18 protein-coding genes, 1 tRNA gene and 1 pseudogene are annotated in these 18,427 nt (G+C 71.6%); 15 read left to right on the top strand and 5 right to left on the bottom strand.

Annotated elements, in window-relative coordinates; all coding sequences use genetic code 11:
* The first annotated feature begins 109 nt into the window (after positions 1 to 109).
* The 15 genes from AC1ROY_RS26920 (at position 110) to AC1ROY_RS26850 (ending at position 13,899) form a co-directional block, all read left to right on the top strand.
* On the top strand, positions 110 to 1,063 hold the full coding sequence (locus tag AC1ROY_RS26920; RefSeq protein WP_493152005.1) for a tripartite tricarboxylate transporter substrate binding protein: 954 nt from the start codon (positions 110 to 112) through the stop codon (positions 1,061 to 1,063).
* Positions 1,060 to 1,935: an alpha/beta hydrolase gene (locus tag AC1ROY_RS26915; protein WP_493152004.1), complete on the top strand. Its 876-nt coding sequence runs from the start codon at positions 1,060 to 1,062 to the stop codon at positions 1,933 to 1,935. Before AC1ROY_RS26920 ends, AC1ROY_RS26915 begins: the two co-directional genes overlap by 4 nt.
* Positions 1,932 to 2,903 (top strand): Bug family tripartite tricarboxylate transporter substrate binding protein, encoded by a 972-nt coding sequence (locus AC1ROY_RS26910; protein ID WP_493152003.1) that lies wholly within the window; start codon positions 1,932 to 1,934, stop codon positions 2,901 to 2,903. The genes AC1ROY_RS26915 and AC1ROY_RS26910 overlap by 4 nt, the downstream gene beginning before the upstream one ends.
* A gap of 5 nt (positions 2,904 to 2,908) precedes the next feature.
* Positions 2,909 to 3,721, top strand: a complete 813-nt coding sequence (locus AC1ROY_RS26905) for an aspartate/glutamate racemase family protein (protein WP_493152002.1) — start codon at positions 2,909 to 2,911, stop codon at positions 3,719 to 3,721.
* Positions 3,722 to 3,743: 22 nt separating this feature from the next.
* A complete protein-coding gene (locus AC1ROY_RS26900; protein WP_493152001.1) occupies positions 3,744 to 4,328 on the top strand; it encodes a cysteine hydrolase family protein in 585 nt (194 codons plus the stop codon).
* Between the two features lie 5 nt (positions 4,329 to 4,333).
* The gene (locus AC1ROY_RS26895; protein ID WP_493152000.1) at positions 4,334 to 6,469 is read left to right on the top strand and encodes an acetate--CoA ligase family protein; all 2,136 of its coding nucleotides are present in this window, start codon (positions 4,334 to 4,336) and stop codon (positions 6,467 to 6,469) included.
* On the top strand, positions 6,466 to 7,185 hold the full coding sequence (locus AC1ROY_RS26890; protein ID WP_493151999.1) for an enoyl-CoA hydratase/isomerase family protein: 720 nt from the start codon (positions 6,466 to 6,468) through the stop codon (positions 7,183 to 7,185). Before AC1ROY_RS26895 ends, AC1ROY_RS26890 begins: the two co-directional genes overlap by 4 nt.
* Positions 7,175 to 8,317: an acyl-CoA dehydrogenase family protein gene (locus tag AC1ROY_RS26885; RefSeq protein ID WP_493151998.1), complete on the top strand. Its 1,143-nt coding sequence runs from the start codon at positions 7,175 to 7,177 to the stop codon at positions 8,315 to 8,317. The genes AC1ROY_RS26890 and AC1ROY_RS26885 overlap by 11 nt, the downstream gene beginning before the upstream one ends.
* Positions 8,314 to 9,486 (top strand): thiolase C-terminal domain-containing protein, encoded by a 1,173-nt coding sequence (locus tag AC1ROY_RS26880; protein WP_493151997.1) that lies wholly within the window; start codon positions 8,314 to 8,316, stop codon positions 9,484 to 9,486. The genes AC1ROY_RS26885 and AC1ROY_RS26880 overlap by 4 nt, the downstream gene beginning before the upstream one ends.
* A 1-nt stretch (position 9,487) precedes the next feature.
* Complete coding sequence (locus AC1ROY_RS26875) at positions 9,488 to 9,850, top strand: Zn-ribbon domain-containing OB-fold protein (protein ID WP_493151996.1); 363 nt, start codon at positions 9,488 to 9,490, stop codon at positions 9,848 to 9,850.
* 69 nt (positions 9,851 to 9,919) lie between these two features.
* The gene (locus AC1ROY_RS26870; RefSeq protein WP_493151995.1) at positions 9,920 to 10,885 is read left to right on the top strand and encodes a Bug family tripartite tricarboxylate transporter substrate binding protein; all 966 of its coding nucleotides are present in this window, start codon (positions 9,920 to 9,922) and stop codon (positions 10,883 to 10,885) included.
* 56 nt (positions 10,886 to 10,941) lie between these two features.
* On the top strand, positions 10,942 to 11,988 hold the full coding sequence (gene selD / locus AC1ROY_RS26865; protein WP_493151994.1) for a selenide, water dikinase SelD: 1,047 nt from the start codon (positions 10,942 to 10,944) through the stop codon (positions 11,986 to 11,988).
* A 155-nt stretch (positions 11,989 to 12,143) separates the two neighbouring features.
* Complete coding sequence (locus tag AC1ROY_RS26860; protein WP_493151993.1) at positions 12,144 to 12,455, top strand: hypothetical protein; 312 nt, start codon at positions 12,144 to 12,146, stop codon at positions 12,453 to 12,455.
* A 19-nt stretch (positions 12,456 to 12,474) separates the two neighbouring features.
* The gene (locus AC1ROY_RS26855) at positions 12,475 to 13,479 is read left to right on the top strand and encodes a radical SAM protein (RefSeq protein WP_493151992.1); all 1,005 of its coding nucleotides are present in this window, start codon (positions 12,475 to 12,477) and stop codon (positions 13,477 to 13,479) included.
* Between the two features lie 96 nt (positions 13,480 to 13,575).
* Positions 13,576 to 13,899 (top strand): hypothetical protein, encoded by a 324-nt coding sequence (locus AC1ROY_RS26850; RefSeq protein WP_493151991.1) that lies wholly within the window; start codon positions 13,576 to 13,578, stop codon positions 13,897 to 13,899.
* A 3-nt stretch (positions 13,900 to 13,902) separates the two neighbouring features.
* Here AC1ROY_RS26850 and AC1ROY_RS26845 read toward each other — a convergent pair whose 3' ends face one another.
* The 5 genes and pseudogenes from AC1ROY_RS26845 to selA form a co-directional block, all read right to left on the bottom strand.
* On the bottom strand, positions 13,903 to 14,283 hold the full coding sequence (locus AC1ROY_RS26845) for a hypothetical protein (RefSeq protein WP_493151990.1): 381 nt from the start codon (positions 14,281 to 14,283) through the stop codon (positions 13,903 to 13,905).
* An 8-nt stretch (positions 14,284 to 14,291) separates the two neighbouring features.
* Positions 14,292 to 14,387: transfer RNA gene (locus AC1ROY_RS26840), tRNA-Sec, on the bottom strand.
* Between the two features lie 87 nt (positions 14,388 to 14,474).
* Positions 14,475 to 16,298: pseudogene (selB, locus tag AC1ROY_RS26835) on the bottom strand (selenocysteine-specific translation elongation factor); the annotation flags it as partial.
* Positions 16,295 to 17,068 (bottom strand): tetratricopeptide repeat protein, encoded by a 774-nt coding sequence (locus tag AC1ROY_RS26830; RefSeq protein ID WP_493151989.1) that lies wholly within the window; start codon positions 17,066 to 17,068, stop codon positions 16,295 to 16,297. The gene AC1ROY_RS26830 and the pseudogene selB, both read right to left, overlap by 4 nt.
* Entirely contained in the window at positions 17,055 to 18,425 is a 1,371-nt protein-coding gene (gene selA, locus AC1ROY_RS26825) for an L-seryl-tRNA(Sec) selenium transferase (RefSeq protein WP_493151988.1), read from the bottom strand. The genes AC1ROY_RS26830 and selA overlap by 14 nt, the downstream gene beginning before the upstream one ends.
* Positions 18,426 to 18,427: the final 2 nt, after the last annotated feature.

Below are 18,427 nucleotides of genomic sequence, written 5' to 3'. Positions count from 1 at the left end.
ATCGTCCCCACTATACAGTTTGTCAATCCGCTATACGGGTTGACACGGATGCCCATCAAGAGGCGTTCGAGGGAAGGAAACGGTGGTCATGCTGAGCAGGCGGGCAGCCTTGGGCACGCCCCTCCTCCTGTCGTCCGTGGCGGCGCGCGCACAGGTCGCGGGCTTCCCGAGCCGCCCCGTGCGGATCGTCGTCCCCTACCCGCCCGGCGGCCCGAACGATCTCGTCGCCCGCGCCATCGCGCGCGGCATGACCGAGCGCTGGGGCAGGCCCGTGGTGGTGGAGAACCGCCCCGGCGGCGCGGCCGGCGTGGTGGGCACCGAGCTCGTCGCGCGCTCGGAGCCGGACGGGCACACGCTCGTGCTGAACGGCATCACGCATGCGATCGCGCCCGGGCTGTACGCGCGGCTGCCCTACGACACCGCCAGGGATTTCACCGCCGTCTCGCTGGTCGGCTGGGCGCCGCTGATGCTGGTGGTGCATCCCTCGATCCCGGCGGTCAGCGTCGCCGAGCTGATCGCCTATGCGAAGACGCGGCCGGGGCAGCTCTCCTACGCCTCGACGGGCAACGGCACCTCGATCCACCTCGCCACCGAGATGTTCAAGCGCCAGGCGGGCGTCGACATCCTGCACGTGCCCTATCGCGGCAGCTCGCAGGCCATGACGGGGCTCGTGGCGGGCGAGGTGCAGGTGATGATCGAGGCGGTGCCCTCCGCCCTGCCGCATGCGCGCGAGGGCCGGCTGCGCGCGCTGGCCGTGACCAGCCTCGAGCGCTGGCCCGCCTTGAAGGATCTGCCGACGATCGCGGAATCCGGCCTGCCGGGCTTCGACGCCGGCATCTGGTGGGGCGTGCTCGGCCCCGCGCGCATCCCCGCGCCGATCCTCGCCACGCTGAACGAGGGCGTGAACGCGGCGCTGCAGGAGCCGGATGCGCGACAGGCGCTGGGCCGGCTTGGCATCCAGCCCATCGGCACCACGCCCGAGGCCTTCGAGCAGCGCATCCGCCAGGACATGGACCGCTACGCCGCGCTGATCCGCGACGTGGGCATCCGGCCGCCCGAATGAGCACGGCCATCCGCCACGGCTATGTGCAGACCCCGCGCGGCGCCGTCCACTATGCCGAGGCCGGCGAGGGCCCGCCGCTCCTGCTGCTGCACGCGACGCCGCGCTCGCACCGCGCCTTCCGCCACATGCTGCCGCTGCTGGCGCCGCACTTCCGGGCCATCGCGATCGATGCGCCCGGCTACGGCGCCTCCTACCGGCTGCCGGGGCACGTCGACATGGCGTGGTTCGGCCAGTCGCTGGCGCAGATTCTGGACGGGCTCAGGCTGGAGCGGGCGCATGTCTTCGCGCTGCACACGGGCAACAAGATCGCCGCCGCCTTCGCGCAGGACTTTCCGGACCGCATCGACCGCCTCGTCTTCACGGGACAGACCCACAGCATCATCATCGAAGGCCCCGACCGCGAGCGCGAGATCCGCGCCTTCTGCGATCGCTTTTTTCCCCAGTACGCCGCGAGCCCTGACGGCGCACATCATCTGCGCGATTGGGTCGCGACGCATGCCGTGATCGAGGGCCATTGGTGGCCCCAGAAGCTGCTGACCGGCGCGGAGGTCATGGAAGAAGACATCGCCGCCGCCGAGATCCGCGTGATCGACCATATGCAGGGCTGGCGCAGCATCGTGCCGACCTACGAGGCGATCCTCTCCTTCGACCTGCCAAGCGCGCTGCGCCAAGTGCAGGCGCCGACGCTTGTGCTGGAGCTGCTCGCCGCCAACGAGACGCACCTGCCCCGTCAGGCCGAGCGCATCTGCGCAATCATGTCGCGTGCCATCCCCGGCCATGTGCCCGATGCCGACGGCCTCACGCCGGAGCGGCGGCCTGCGGCGATCGTCGAGGCCTTCCTGCCCTTCCTGCTCGCGGAGACGGCGCCATGATCACACGTGCTCGCTTCCTGACCGGTCTCGGCGCCACGCTGGCTGCGCCGCATCTCGCACAGGCGCAGGACACGGCGCCCACACGCATCATCGTGCCTTTCGCAGCTGGCGGGCCGGCGGATCTCGTGGCGCGGACGCTCGCCGCGCGCATGGGCGAGGCGATGGGCCAGACCTTCGTCATCGAGAACCGCGACGGCGCCGGCGGCAATATCGGCACCGCCGCGGTCGCGCGCGCTGCGCCGGACGGCAAGACGCTGCTGCTCGGCACCAACGGGCCGCTGGTCATCAATGTCAGCCTGCTGGCGTCCCTGCCCTTCGACCCGCTGAAGGATTTCACGCCCATCAGCCACCTGGCCTCCGTGCCACTCTACCTCGCGGTGCCGGCGGCGCTGCCGGTGCGGGACGTGAAGGAGTTGGTCGCCATGGCCCGGGCGCAGCCAGGCTCCGTCTCCTATGCCTCTTCGGGGATCGGCAGCGGTGGGCACCTGTCGGGCGGGCTGCTGGCCTATCGCGCCGGCGTGCAGATGACACATGTGGCCTATCGCGGCGCGGCCCCGGCGACCACCGACCTGCTGGCCGGCCGCGTGCAGATGCTCTTCGTGGGCATGCCCGTCATCGAGGCGCATGTCCGCGAAGGCCGCTTGCGCGTGCTGGCCGTGGTGACGCCGCAGCGCACCACGGCGCGGCCGGACATCCCGACCGTCGCCGAAGCCGCGGAACTGCCGGGCTTCGAGATCGCCTCCTGGTACGGGCTGCTGGGACCGGCGGGGATGCCGCCCGCGACGGTCGCGCGGCTCAACGCCGAGGCGAACCGCGCCCTGCACAACCCTGAAGCGGCGGACCTGCTCTTCACCCGCAGCGGGCTGGAGCGTGTCGCGAGCTTGCCGGAGGAATTCGCCGCGACGCTCCGGCGCGAGATCCCCGAATACGCCGAGATCGTGCGCCAGATCGGCGCGCGCCAGGAGTGACCCCCATGCGCATCTGGTACCAGTCCATGGCGCCCATCGCCCATCTCACGGGCTACACGGAGGCCCTGGCGCGCCACGCGAAGCTGGCCTGCTCCGACGGCATGGAGGTCTTCGTCAACGGCGCCTCGGAAGAACCCTATCACGGCACCACGCCGGCCGACCTGCTGCGCTACCCCTATGCCAAGCATGTGCTGGGCGAGGAGGCGATCGGCCACGCGCTGCGTGCCGAGCGCGAGGGCTTCGACGCCATCATCCTCGGCAGCTTCAGCGAGCCCTTTCTGCCGGAGATCCGCTCGCTGCTCGACATTCCCGTGGTCTCCATGCCGGAGGCCTCGATGCAGCTTGCCTGCGCGCTCTCGGAAAGCTTTTCGATGATCACGCTCGGCCCGCCCAACGTGATGCGCGTGAAGAAGACGGTGGCGCGGCACGGGATGCAAGCGCGCGTCAGCGGCGTGCATGCGCTGACGCGGCAATGGGACGAAGCGCAGCTCGATGCCGCCTTCGCCGAGCCTGCCGCTCTCATCGAGAGCTTTTCGGAGGTCGCGCGCCGCTCGCTCGCCGACGGCGCGGACCTGGTGATCGCCGCCGAGGGCGTGCTGAACGAGGTGCTCTTCCAGCACGGGCTGCACGAGATCGACGGCGCCACCGTGATGGACTGCGTCGGCGCCGCGCTCCTGAACGCGGAGATGCAGGTGAATGCGCGGAAGAAGCTCGGCCTCGGCCCGGGCCGGCGCTGGGCGAAGCGGCCCGGGCGCGACGTGCTGGAACGGCTCTACACGGCGCAGCGCGCCAATCTCGACGCCCTCACCCAGGGCTGAACCCTCGCCTGCAAGGATACCGATGATGCGCTCGATCTACCTGGTGCTGGACATGGAGAACGACCTGGTCGCGGAGGACGGCCCCAATGGTAAGAGTCCGTTCGGCGAGCAGATACAGAGACGCGGCATCATCGGCCGGACCAAGACCGCCATCGCCAAGGCGCGCGCCGCGGGCCTACCCATCGGCTATGTGCGCGTCGGCTTCTCGCCCGACTACCGCGAGGCGCCGGACACCTCCGCCATCTTCTCGGGGGCGAAGCAGCACGGGCTCTTCAAGCTCGGCACATCAGGCACCGAGGTGCATGCCGGACTGGTGCCGCAGCCGGGCGACTTCGACATCGTGAAGCATCGCGTCAGCCCCTTCTACGCAACCAACCTCGAGGCGATCCTCCGGGCGCACCGGATCGAGCGCATCTTCTGCTCGGGCGTGTCCACGGTCGCCGTGGTGCAGAGTACGGTGCGCGAAGCGCATGACCGCGACTACGTCGTCACCGTGCTGGAGGATTGCTGTGCCAGCGGCACCATCGAGGACCACGACGCCGCCATCCGCACGCTGCAGCGCTTCTGCGCCTTCACCACCTCCGACGCGGTGCACTTCTCCGCATGAACGTGATGCCAGACCGCACCCTCTTCCCCGACCTGCGCCGCTTCTTCGTGCCTGATACCGTGGCGCTGGTCGGCGCCACGGAGGATCTCGGGAAATTCGGCGGGCGCTGCCTGAAGCAGATGCTCGACTTCGGTTTTCGGGGCGAGGTTTTTCCCGTGAACCCGAACCGGGCGGAAGTCTTCGGGCGGCCCTGCTACCCCTCGCTCTCCGCTCTGCCGGCAGTCCCCGATCATGTCGGCATCGTGCTGCCGGCCAAGGCCTGCATCGCGACCGTCGCCGAATGCGGAAGGCTCGGCATCCCCTTCGCCACCGTCTTCTCCAGCGGCTTCTCCGAGTTCGGCACGGAGGAGAGCACGGCGCTCCAGGCCGAGCTGGTCCGCATGGCGCGCGCCGCCGGCGTGCGGCTGATGGGGCCGAACTGCAACGGCATGATCAACTTCGTGGACGGTTTCGCGCTGACCTCCACGGCCACCATCTCGGGGCCTCGCCGCGCGGCGGGCGACATCGGCATCGTCGGCCAGAGCGGCGGCGCCACCCAGGTGAACGTGATGTGGCGCGCGCAGGAGCTGGGGCTCGGCGTGAGCTACCAGGTGAGCTCGGGCAACGACGCCGACCTCGACCTGCTCGACTATATGAACTTCATGATCGAGGACCCCGGCACGCGCGTGGTTCTCGCGCTGGCCGAGCGCATCGCCGACGGCGCGCGCCTGCGCGCGCTGGCCGAGCGGGCGGCGGAGCTGGAGAAGCCCATCGCGCTCATCAAGTTCGGGCGCACGGAGGCCGGCGCGAAGGCGGCCGCCTCGCACACCGGCGCGGTGACGGGCGCGGACGCGGTCTTCGACGCGGCGGCGCGGCAGCTTGGGATCATCCGCGTGAACGACGCGGCAGAGCTCTACGAGGCCGCGATGCTGTTGCGCCAGCGCGCGCGGCCGCGGGGGAACCGGGCGGCCGCGCTGGCCATCTCGGGCGGCAACCTCGTGCTGTTCACGGATCTCGCGGCGGCGCACGGCATCAGCTTCCCAGCCTTCGCGCCGGAGACCGCGACGAAGCTGCGCACGCTCATCCCGGGCTTCATGGCGGTGAACAATCCGGCCGACCTCAGCGCGGGCGCGATCGGCGCGAAGGATCTTTTCGCGAACGCCGCGCGCACGCTGCTGGAGGATCCCTCGGTAGACGTGACGGTGCCACTGATCACCTTCGCGCCTGCCGCCGATATCCGCGCCGTGGCAGCGATGGCCGAGACGGCGCAAAAGCCCGTCGCGATCCTCTGGACCGGGAAATGCAGCGACGACGAGACGCTGACACGACAGACGCTGGTCTCGGAGGGCCGCGCCGTGTTCCGCGACGCCCTGCCCTGCGCGCAGGCGATCTCGCGGAGCATGAACTGGTCCGCCTTCCTGCGGCGTCGCGCCGGGGCACCCAAGCCGCAGCGGCCGGCCGATGCCGATCCGGCCAAGGCTCGCGCGCTGCTGGAGGCCGGCGGCACCAGCCTCTCCGAGGGGGCCTCGCGCCAGGTGCTCGCCTGCTACGGGCTGCACGGCCCGTCCGAGGTCCTGGCCGCCACGCCCGAGGAGGCCGCGGCCGCCGCGGTTGGGCTGGGCGGCAAGGTCGCGCTGAAGATCCAGTCGCCCGACATCCTGCACAAGACCGAGGCCGGCGTGATCCGCCTCGGCGTGACGGCGGACGCCGCGGCCGGCGCCGCGCGCGACATCCTCGCCGCAGCCAAGGCCTATGCGCCGGACGCGCGCATCGAGGGCATCCTCGTGCAGGAGATGGTAACCGGCGGCCAGGAGATGCTGCTGGGCATGGCGCGCGATGCGACCTTCGGGCCGGTGCTCACGCTGGGCTTCGGCGGCATCCATGTGGAGGTGCTGCGCGACGTCACCTTCCGGCTGCCGCCCGTCACGGCCGAGGAAGCGCAGGCGGCGCTGGAGGAGCTCCGCCTCGCCCCCATGCTGCGTGGCGTGCGCGGGGCGCCGGCGGCCGACGTGCCGGCGCTGGCCGACGCCATCGCGCGCTTCTCCTGGCTGATCGCCGATCTCGGCGAGCTGCTGGAGGAGGTGGACGTGAACCCGCTCGCCGTGATGCCCACTGATGGCGGCGTGCGCGTGCTGGACGCGCTCGTGGTGAAGCGCAAATGAGCCTGCTCCGCGAGACCCTGCCCGGCGGCATCCTCCGCCTCACCATGGACCGCCCCAAGGCGGCCAATGCGCTGAATCGCGGCCTCCAGGAATCACTGACGGCGATGCTCGCGGAGGCCGGCCGCGACGCCTCCGTCCGCGCCGTGCTGCTGGCGGGCTCCGGCGGCCGTGTCTTCAGCGCGGGGGCCGACCTGCGCGAGACCCTGCATGAGGACCCGGCCGAGGCGCGCGTGATTCGTCGCCACCTGCTGATGGGCGCGCTGCTCGCCGTGCTCGACTGCGCGCGCCCAGTGATCGCGGTCGTGCGCGGCAAGGCGGTGGGCGGCGGCGGCATGATCGCGCTGCTGGCCGACGAGGTGCTGATGGAATCCGGCGCCTCCATCTCCATGCCGGAGATCGCGCTCGGCATGGCCTCGCCGATTGGCGTCTCGGTCGTCGCCGCGCGCGGCGGCCGCAACGCGGCGCACGCCCTGCTGCAGGCTGGCGAGGCGATGGATGCCGCCACCTCGAAAGCCGCCGGCCTCGCCGACGCCGTGCATGCCGACGACGCGCTGGATGCCGCCGCGATCGCGCGGGCGGAAAAGCTCGGCGGCTTCAATCCCGGGGCCTATGCCGCCAACAAGTCCTGGATAAACGCGCCCCTCCGGGAGGCGCTGCTCCGCGCGGCGGAGGCCGCCGCCCGGACCACGATGGGAGCCCCCACGAATGCGACTTGAACCCTCGGAAGAGCTCGCCGAGCTGCGCGGCCAGGTCCGCCGCTTCGTCGAAGACAAGCTCGACCCCATCGCCGCCGAGATCGACCGCAGCGGCGAGGTGCCCGACGCCGCCTGGTCCCTGCTGCGCGAGCAGGGCTGGCTCGGCCTGCTGCTGCCCGCCGAGGCCGGCGGCGGCGGTGCCGACCTCATGACCTATTGCCTCGTGATGGAGGAGGTCGCGCGCTCGCACCGCGTCTTCACGCTCATCATGGACGCGACCAGTGGGCTCACCCCGCTCGGCATCCTCAACCACGGCTCGCAGGCCCAGAAGGACCGCTGGCTGCGCGGCCTCACCGAGGGCACGTTGCGCGCCGCCTTCGGCCTCACCGAGCCCGATGCCGGCTCCGACGCGGCCGCCATGCGCACCAAGGCCGAGCGCGTCCCCGGCGGTTGGAGGATCAACGGCCGCAAGCACTGGATCAGCGGCGGCCATGCGGCCGATGTCGTGATGGTCGTGGCCGTCACCGATCCCGAGAAGCGCGCCCGCGGCGGCATCGGCGCCTTCCTCGTCGAGCGCGGCACGCCGGGCTTCGAGGTCACGCGCGTCGATACCACCATCGGCTCCGAGGCGATCAAGCTCGGCGAGCTGACCTTCACCGATTGCGTCGTGCCGGACGCGGCGCTGCTCGGCGATCCCGGCCAGGGCTTCGCCATCGCCATGGGCTCGCTGACCAATGGGCGGCTGGGCGTCTCGGCCGCCTGCATCGGCGCGGCGGACCGGCTGCTTTCCATGGCCGTGGAGCACGCCAAGCAGCGCGTCACCTTCGGCAAGCCACTGGCCGAGCGCCAGGCGATCCAATGGATGCTGGCCGACAGCGCCATGGAGATCGAGGCCGCGCGTGCGCTGCTCTACGACACGCTGCGCAAGGTGGTGGCCGGGCAAAAATTCGGCACGCTGGCCAGCATGTGCAAGGTCGTCTGCACGGAGATGGTGGGCCGCGTCGCCGACCGCTCGGTGCAGGTGCATGGCGGCATGGGGCTGGTGCGCGGCTTCTCCGTCGAGCGCTTCTACCGCGACATCCGCCATTACCGCGTGGGTGAAGGCGCCTCGGAGATCCAGCGCATGCTCATCGCGCGGGACCTGTTCAAGTGAGCGCAGCCCTGCTGCAAGGCGCCGCCATCGCCGGCATCGGCGAGAGCCGGCTCGGCCGCGTGCCCGGCATGAACGCGCTGGCCCTGCAGAACGAGGCCGCCGAGGTCGCGCTGGCCGATGCGGGCCTCACCTTCGCCGATGTGGACGGGCTGCTCACCACGCCCCTGCGCACGGAATCCTGGCCCATGCCCTGCAGCGTGGTGGCCGAGGGGCTGGGCCTCCATCCGCGCTACATCGCGACGCTGGACGTCGCCGGCGCCTCCGGCTGCTCCATGGTGCTGCACGCGGCCATGGCCATCGCCACGGGCCAGGCGAGCACGGTGCTCTGCGTGGCGGGGCAGCCCTCGCTCTCCCATCGCGGCCGCGGCGACACCGTGAAGGCGCTGGCCGGCGCCGGCTGGGCGCATCCGGACCTGGAAGCGCCCTACGGCCCGATAGTGCCGACGCTCTACGCGCTCTTCGCACAGCGTCACATGGCGGAATACGGCACCACGCCCGAGCAGCTCGCCGAGGTCGCGGTCGCGATGCGCGGCTGGGCCGGCATGAACGACAATGCGCAGAAGCGCGAGCCCATCACCATCGCCGACGTGCTGGCCTCGCCGCCGGTCACCTCGCCCTTCCACGTGCTGGACTGTGCGCTGGTCTCGGACGGCGCCGCGGCCTTCGTGGTCACCAGCGCCGAGCGCGCGCGCGACCTCCGCCAACCGCCGGTGAAGCCGCTCGGCGGCGGGCACGGATTCAGCCACACCTATATTGGCGACTACGACGCGCCCGCCGTCACCGGCGCACTGCATTCCGGCCGCGAGGCCTTCCGGCAGGCTGGCGTGACGCCCGCCGACGTCCAGGTCGCCCAGCTCTACGACTGCTTCACCATCACCGTGATCGCGGAGCTGGAGGATCTCGGCTTCTGCGCGAAGGGCGAGGGCGGCGCCTTCGTGCAGGGCGGGCGCATCGGCCCTGGCGGCAGCTGTCCCGTGACGACGCATGGCGGGCTGCTTTCGGCGGGGCATCCAGGCCTCGCGGGCGGGATGTTCCACGTCATCGAGGCTGTCAGGCAGCTGCGCGGACAGGCGGGCCAGCGGCAGGTGCCCAACGTCGAGCTGGCGCTGGCGCATGGCAATGGCGGGATCATCGGGCTGCATTGCTCCGTGATCCTTGGGAGGGGTTGAGATGAGCGCTCTGCTCGAGGGCTATGCGCAGAACCGGCTGGTCCTGCCGGTCTGCGATTCCTGCGGCGCCGCGCATCTCTATCCGCGGCCGCGCTGCCCGCGCTGCGGCGGCACTGATTTCCACGACCAGGAGGCCAGCGGGCGCGGCGAGGTGACGAGTTTCTCGATCGTTCGGCGCGCCCCCTCGCCCGATTTCGCTGATGCCGTGCCCTACACGATCGGCCTGATCCGCCTTGCCGAGGGGCCGCAGATGATGGCCTGGATCGTCGACACGCCGCCGGACGCCCTGCACGTCGGCATGCAGGTGACGCTGCGCTTCGCCGACCTGCCCGGCGGCGAGCGGCGCCCGGTCTTCGCCCCATGAGGGGCGGCCGCGAAAAGCGCCCGCCGAACTTCACCGGGCGCTAAAAGAAAGAAAAACGGGAGGACAAACATGCTCCACATCGCCAGAAGAACGGCTCTCACCGCCGCCGCCGTGCTGACCGCGACCCACGCGCGCGCCCAGGCCTGGCCCACGCGGCCGATCCGCCTCATCAACCCCTGGACGCCCGGCGGCCCGGCCGACACGGTGGCGCGCCCGCTGGCAAACAAGCTCAGCGAGGCGCTGGGCCAGCCGGTGGTCATCGAGAACCGGCCGGGAGCCAACGGCACGATCGGCGCCAACGTCGTCGCCCGCGCGGCGCCGGACGGCTACACGCTGTTCTTCTCCCATGTCGGGCCCATCGCCCTCAGCCCGAAATTTTCCGCCGTCCCCTACGACCCCCAGAAGGACTTCGCCCCCATCACCCAGCTCGTCTCCGGGCCGATCGTGCTGCTGGTCCGGCCCGACATCCCCGCGCAGACCGTGTCCGAGCTGCTGGCCCTCGCGCGCGCCAATCCCGGCCAGTACAGCTACGGCTCGGTCGGCCCCGGCAGCACGACGCATCTGGCGGGCGAGATGCTGGCGCTGATGGGCCATGTCCAGCTCCTGCACGTGCCCTACCAGGGCGCGGCCCCCGTGGTGACGGACCTGCTGGGCGGCCGCCTGCACTTCGCGTTCCTGAACTTCTCCGGCGCGCTGGCGCAGGTCCAGGCGGGCGGGCTGCGCGCCATCGCCGTCTCGACCGAGCGCCGCATCTCCGCCCTGCCCGACCTGCCCACCGTCGCAGAGACGCTGCCGGGCTTCGAGGTGAACTCCTGGTACGGGCTGATGGCGCCGGCCGGCACGCCGCGGCCCATCATCGAGCGCCTCTACCAGGAGAGCGCTGCCGCCTTCCGGACGCCCGAGATCGCCACGGGGATGCGCGGCCAGGGCTTCGACACGGTGCTTTCCACACCGGAGCAGTATGCCGACAAGATCGCCGCCGACCTCGCGCGCTGGGGCGAGCTGGCGCGGGCGACGGGCATCCGGATCGGATGATCCTGGCGGAAGCGCGATCGCGTCCCTAAGTTCCTCTTCCAAGCTGGGAGAGCGCCATGGACATCCCGATGATCCGCCTGACCGAGCTCGCCCATGGCGGCGGCTGCGGCTGCAAGCTGGCGCCCTCGGTGCTGCAGAGCCTGCTCGCGGACCAGCCCATGGCCGGCCCCTTCGCGCAGCTCCTGGTCGGCTCCGAGACGGCGGACGACGCCGCCGTGTGGAAGGTGGACGAGAACCTCGCCGTCATGGCGACGACCGACTTCTTCATGCCCATGGTGGACGATCCCGAGGATTTCGGGCGGATCGCGGCCACCAACGCCATCTCCGACATCTACGCGATGGGCGGCAAGCCGATCATGGCCCTGGCGATCCTGGGCATGCCGATCGGCAAGCTCGACCCCTCCGTGGTCCGGCGCATCCTGGCCGGTGGCGCCGCCATCTGCGCCGAGGCGGGAATCCCCGTCGCCGGCGGGCACTCCATCGACTGCCCGGAGCCGGTCTATGGCCTCGCCGTGATCGGCCTCGGCCGGCCGGACCGCGTGCTGCGCAACACTGGCGCCAGGGCCGGCGACGCGCTGATCCTGACCAAGGGGATCGGCGTCGGCATCTACTCGGCGGCGATCAAGAAGGACCGGCTGCCGGACGGCGCCTATGAGGAGATGATCGCCTCCACCACGCTGCTGAACCGCGTGGGCGCGGAGCTCTCCGCCGATCCGGCCGTGCATGGCGTGACCGACGTCACCGGCTTCGGCATCCTCGGCCACGGGCTGGAGATGGCGCGCGGCTCGGGCCTGACGCTGGCCATCCGGCGCGATGCCGTCCCCTTCCTGAAGCACGCGGAAGCCCTCGCGCAGCAGGGCTTCATCACGGGCGCCTCGCACCGCAACTGGGACAGCTACGGCGCCAGCATCGAGCTGCCGGCGGATTGCCCTGACTGGCAGCGCCTGCTGCTGGCCGACCCGCAGACCTCCGGCGGGCTGCTGATCGCCTGCGCGTCCGAGGCGGCGGAAGGGCTGGTCGGGCGCATCCGCGCCGCCGGCTATCCGCTGGCCCGCATCGTCGGCACGGCCCAGGCCGGCGAGCCGCGCGTGATCGTCGGCTGACACGGCCCCGGAGCCGCGGACGCGGCCCGGGTGGGGCCGGCGCCCCCCCATCTCACGATGACTTTACGAAGGGATCACTCCCCCTCGCCTATCGATGCTCGGCGCCAGAACCCGGCGCCGCAACGGGTATCGGTATCCGAAAAGGAGGATTCATCATGAAGAAGGAAAGCCCGCTGGCTTCCGCCCTCGCCGCCGGCAGCCTCGATGCGGACAAGCTGAAGGACTTCGCGAACCACATCGCGAAGTTCGAAAGCAGCACCGGCCTGAAGCTGAAGCGGGTCCTGATCAACGGCATCCCGCCTTTCGAGCGGGTGGCCACCGCCGAGTTCGACGTGCCGCGCAGGCAGCTCGGCAGCATCGTCGGCAAGCTCTACAATGAGGCCGAGTTCGGGCCGAGCATCATGATCAACGGCATCCCTGCCTGGGAGCACGTCCAGCTCTCCATGAACTACGCCGCGGGGGGCTGACACCGCCATGGCCGGCGCGATGAACAGCAGGACGGTCCAGATCCATCTGAACCGCCGCTGCAACCTCTCCTGCCGCCATTGCTACTCGGCCTCCGGGCCGGGTGAGGGCGAGGCGCTGGATCCCGGCGCCCTCGCCCTTCTCCTCGCCGACGCGCGGGAGGAGGGTTACACGGTGGCGGCCTTCTCGGGCGGCGAGCCCTTTCTCTATCCCGGCTTCGGCGAGGTGCTGTCGGAGGCGCGGGGCCTCGGCTTCGCCTGCATCGGCGTCACCAACGGCACGGTGCTGAACGAGGCGCGGCAGCGTTTGCTGCCCTGCTTCGACGTGCTGGCCGTCAGTATGGACGGCCCGGAGCGGATCCATAACGAGATCCGGCGCTCGCCCGTGGCCTGGTCGCGCATGCTGGCCGGGCTCGCCACCCTCCGCGAGGCCGGGTTGCGCTTCGGCATCGCGCATACGGTCACGCGCGCGAGCCTGCCGCATCTGCCCTGGGTGGCGGATTTCGCGCTGGACCAGGGCGCGGAGGTGCTGCAGCTCCACCCGCTCGGCATGGTCGGCGCGGCGGCAGCGATGGAACACGCGGCACTGGACGGCGAGGCGCTGGCACGCACCTACCTCGCCGCCATGGCACTGCGCATGGACCATGGCCAGGCGCTGCGAATCCATGTGGACCTCTTCAACCGCGAGCGCCTGCGCGAGAGGCCGGATCTCGTCATTCCCGGCCTGGGGCTGGAGCCGGGCGAGGACCGCCTGGCCGACGCGCTCAACCCGCTGGTGGTGATGTCGAACGGCGACGTCAGCCCGGTCTGCCACGCGATGCACCCACGCTTCCGGCTCGGCAACATCAACGAGCGGCGGCTGCGCGACATGGCCGGGCCGTGGATGGAGGAAGGCCTGCCCGAGCTGCGCCGCTTCTGCATGGAACTTCTGCGGAGCACGCTCGCGGAGGAGGACGCCTGGCCCTACTTCAACTGGTACGAGCTGCTGGAACAGGCCTCGATGGAGCGTCATCCCGTCGAGGCGTAGTTCCCTGGGTTGAGGAACACCGCCTCACGGATCGGCATCTGAAGGCAACCCATCGGGGCCGCCGGCGCTTTCTCCTGAAAGGACAGGAGACGTCCGATGCGCTTTTCCCTCCCGCTGATCGCGGCACTCGCTTTCGCTGCGCCGGCCCTCGCCCAGCAGCCGCAGCAACCGCCTTCGGGCCAGAGCACCACCCAGGGCTGCAACCCCTCCGGCCGGGCCGAAGCGGCCACGCCCCCCAGCCGCAGCGGCGACAGCACCGCTCCCGGCAATGCCGCCACGGGCTGGACCGGTGGCATGGGCGGCTCGCACACCGGCACCAACACCCAGGGGGCGACGCAGAGCTCGCCGACCTGGCAGGCGCCGACCGCGCGCGGCCTCGACCCGATCGCCACGCCCGTGCGGCCCGAGGCCGCCTGCTGACGCTCAGTGCGGCTTCATCTCCTCGAGCTGGAGCCGCAGCCCGTCGGCGTTGAAGAAATCGCCGTCGCGGATCAGCGTGCGGTCCTCGTTGAGCTTGCGCGTGAGCGCGTTCAGCCGCGACCGCGCCCCGGCATCCGGCACCAGCCCCTCGCGGCCTGCGCGCCAGAAGACCACGCCCGACCAGTGCACTCCGGCGCCGGCGAAGAGCGTCACCATCTCCGGCCAGCGCGTCTCGTCGCCGACCACGTGCAGCCAGGCCGAACGCAGCGGGACGACGCTGGTCTCGCCGATCTCCACCAGCACGAAGAGCACGGTGAAGTCGCCCACTTCGCGATGAGTGGCGGTCAGCCACTCGTCGAAATCGGTCTGGATGGGAGGGTTCATGCGGCATCTGGCGGAAGAGAATGGGAGTCGAACCCACCCGGGACAGTCTCGCTGCCCCACCCGGATTTGAAGTCCGGACGCCCCACCGGGGACGCCTCTCCTCCGAACAGATCGACGCGGTGCGGATTGATGCGCCTGAGGTCGCCGCGGCGCAAGGTTACCCCCTGGCGGTCCAGGAAATCCAGGATCTGGATCGCGACCTTTCGCCCGTTGTCCAAGCGGTCGCGGAAGAGCGCGGCGGTGAACTCCCCGCCCTCGGCCTGCGCGGCGACATCGATCGCGATCCGCACCATCTCGGCGGTGGTGGCACGGGCGAAGAAGTGGTCGTGGGCGATCTGGTCGACGCGGCCGAGCCGCGCGCAGGCCTTGAGCAGCCGGCGAATCTCGATCTCCGCGACGCCGAGCAGCCCGGCGAGGTCGCGCACGCGCGGCGGCCGGAAGCGCGCCTCGCCGCCGAGCAGCGGCTCGATGCGGGCGTAGAGCTCCTCGTCCGCGGGATCGAGGCGGACCTCATGGCCCGGCAGACGCAGGAAGGCGCCCTCCAGCACGATGGCCCCCGCCCTCGCCTGCCGCTCCAGCGCGGCCTTGAAGGCGGGCGCGGGCAGCCGCGGCTGGACCAGCATGCGCAGCCGCTCGCGGCCGATGCCCTGCTGATCCGTATTCTCCTCGTGGTAGCGGGCCAGCCCGGCCACGAGATTTCCGCAGAACTCCGCCCAGCGCGCCGGTGAGAGCGTGAGGATCGCACTCTCCGCCTCGACGGTCACGGCGCCCTCGGCCAGGGCCTGGCCTTCGGCCGCGGTCAGGGCGTGGTCGCGGGCGAAGCCGGTGAGCTCCACCTGATAGGGCGCCACCTCCAGCAGCCGGGCGAAGGCGCGGGCCGGGTCGCGCTCGGACAGCGCATCGAGCTGCGCCAGGCGCTCCGGCGTGCGGCGCTTGCGCGACGGCGCGCGCAGGTCGAGGAAGCGCCCGCCGCCGATGGTCCGCTGCGCCGAGACATCGCGCAGGATGAAGCGGTCGCCCACCGCCGCCGCGATGGGGCGGTCGAGCACGAGCTGGACCAGCCCGCTGCCGCCCGGCTCGACCGGATCGCCGAGCGGGACAAGGCGCGCGCCCACCTCGGCGCTGGCATGGTGCAACCGCGCGGGGAACCAGGTGCCCAGCGGCTTCGGCTCGCCCGAGAGCACGCGGAAGACGGCGTCGATCCGGTCGGTCGGCGCGTGCAGCGCCGATGCCAGGATCATGTCGCCGCGCGCGATCGCGTCCTTCGAGATGTCGCGGCCGGCGATGTTCAGCGCGCAGCGCTGCCCCGTCAGCCCGCGATCCGCCGGCCGGTTCTGGGCATGGATGGAGCGCACGCGCGCTGCGAGGCCAGAGGGGCTGACCACCACCTGGTCGCCCACGGCGACGGCGCCCGACAGCACAGTCCCGGTGACGACCGTGCCGGCACCGGAGAGCGTGAAGCAGCGATCCACGGCGAGACGGAAGGCACCGGCTGTGCCCGGCTCGGCCGTCGCAGCCTCGGCATAGGCGAGCGCCGCGCGCAGCGCCTCCATCCCCTGCCCCGTATGGGCGGAGACGGGCAGGATCGGCGCCTCCTCCAGCGCGGTGTCGGCCAGCAGCTCGTGCAGCTCCGCCGTGACCTCGGCGATGCGCTCGGCATCAGCGAGGTCGGACTTGCTCAGCGCCACCAGCCCGCGCCGCACGCCGAGCAGGTCGAGGATGGCCAGGTGCTCGCGCGTCTGCGGCATCACGCCGTCATCGGCGGCGACAACCAGCATGGCGAAGTCGATACCGCTGGCGCCGGCCAGCATGGTGTGGACGAAGCGCTCGTGGCCGGGCACGTCGACGAAGCCGATCACGCGCTCGCCATTGCCATGCGGTAGGTAGGCGAAGCCGAGATCGATCGTGATGCCGCGCGCCTTCTCCTCCTTGAGCCGGTCGGCGTCCACGCCGGTCAGCGCCTTCACCAGCGCGGTCTTGCCGTGGTCGATGTGCCCCGCGGTGCCGACGATCATGGCAGTGGGATTCCCGCGCGGCGCTCGGCCTCCTCGAGGCCGGCATCGTCCAGCGAGGCCCGCACGGGGCCGAGGAAGGGCCGCGCCAGCTTGCTGCCGCCGGACTGGGCCCGCATGAGCCAGGCCAGCGCCTCGATGGGGTCGCGATCGACGCCGGCGCCCATGTGCAGCGCGGCGCCCAGCATGGCCTGGCCGTCGGCGTCGCCGAGCTCGGCGCCCTGGCGCCACCAGGCGGCCGCCTTGGCCACGTCGCGTTCCACGCCCAGCGCGTGATGGTAGATCATGCCCATCCGCGTCATGGAGGAGGCGATGCCAGCCTCGGCGGCGAGCAGCGCCCATCTCCGGGCTTCCTCGGGGTCGGAGGGCATCACCTCGCCCTCCAGCAGCATCCAGGAGAACATGTCCTGCGCCAGCGCGTCGCCCTGCTCGGCGGCCGCGCGGTAGAGTTCCACCGCGCGTGCGGGGTCGGACTCCACGCCCTCGCCACCGCGCAGGTAGAGAGTCGCGAGGTTGCGCTGGCCCGGCGCGTGGCCGGCCGCGGCCGAGAGCGTCAGCCACTTTTCCGCGATGCGCGGATTCGCGGGCACGCCGAGACCTTCGAAGAAACAGCCGCCGATATTGGACTGCGCGCGCGCATTGCCGGCGCGGGCCAGCGGCTCCCAGAGCTCCAGCGCCACCGCGTAGTCGCCGGCGCGGAAAGCGGCCATGGCCTCCTCCATCGGGTCGGGCGGCGGCGCGGGCGCGCGGCGGAGGCGATTAAGCCAGGCCACGAAGCGTCTCCAGGAAGCCGGCCTCGTCAGACAGGCAGCGCAGGTCGAGCACCAGCGCGCCGTCCTGCACGTGGCCAATCACCGGACGCGGCAGCCCCCGCAGCGCGGCGGCCAGCGCCGCAAGATCGCGACCACGCAGGGCGACGAGACGCAGGCCATGGCTCGGCAGCGTGTCGAGCGGCAGCGCGCCGGAGCCGATCTGGCTGCGGCAGGCGCAGGTCTCCACGGCGATGCCGGGCGGCATCAGCGCCGCCACGAGCGGCGCGAGGCGCTGGGCCTGCGCGCCGATGTCGGACGCCTCGCGCGCCAGCATGCGCAGCGTCGGCAGCCGCTCCGCGAGGCGGTCGGGATCGCGGTAGAGCTTCAGCGTGGCCTCCAGCGCGGCGAGGCGGAGCTTGTCCACGCGCAGCGCGCGCTTCATCGGGTTGCGGTTGATCGCCGCGATCAGGTCCTTGCGGCCGACGATGAAGCCAGCTTGCGGCCCGCCCAGCAGCTTGTCGCCGGAGAAGGTGACGAGGTCGGCGCCCTCGGCCACCGCCTCGCGCACCGTGGGCTCCTTGGCGAGGCCCCAGCGCGAGAGGTCCACCAGCGTGCCGGAGCCGAGGTCATTCAGCAGCGGCACACCGGCCTCACGCGCGATGGCCGACAGCGCCGCGCCGCCCACCTCCGCGGTGAAGCCCTCGATCCGGTAGTTGGAGGTGTGGACCTTGAGGATCAGCCCCGTCTCGGCGCGCAGTGCGCCCTTGTAGTCCTTCGGATGCGTGCGGTTGGTGGTGCCGACCTCGACCAGCGTCACGCCCGCGCGCGCCATGATGTCCGGCATGCGGAAGGCGCCGCCGATCTCGATCAGCTCGCCACGGGAGACGATGGCCTCGCGCCCGGCGCCCAGCGTGTTCAGCGCGATCAGCACGGCCGCGGCGTTGTTGTTGACGAGGGTCGCATCCTCCGCGCCGGTCAGTTCGCGGAGCAGATCGCGGACGTGATCGTCGCGCTCGCCGCGCTTGCCGGTGTCGAGCTCGAATTCCAGTGCCACGGCCTCGCGCATGGCGGATGTCGCCGCCTCGATCGCCGCCTCGGCCAGCACGGCGCGGCCGAGATTGGTGTGCAGCACCGTGCCGGTCAGATTGAAGAGCGGCCGCAGGTTGGAACGGTCCCGCGCCTTCAGCCGTTCCGCCGCGATGGCGGCGACCACCTCGGCCGTCGGGAGCGTCGGTTCGGCGCCGGCGCGTGCCCCGGCCAGCACCGCGCGGATCGCCGTCGTCACCTCGGTGCGGCCATGGCGCGCGATGGCCGCCTCCGACGCGCCCAGCACCCGGTCCACCGAAGGCAGGCCGCGCAGGTCCGGTCTGTCCGTCACGG

Source organism: Roseococcus sp. GW821-FHT12F05, from assembly GCF_058806835.1.
The sequence above is the reverse complement of the archived record's forward strand: the minus strand, read 5'-3'. Positions and strand labels throughout refer to the sequence as shown.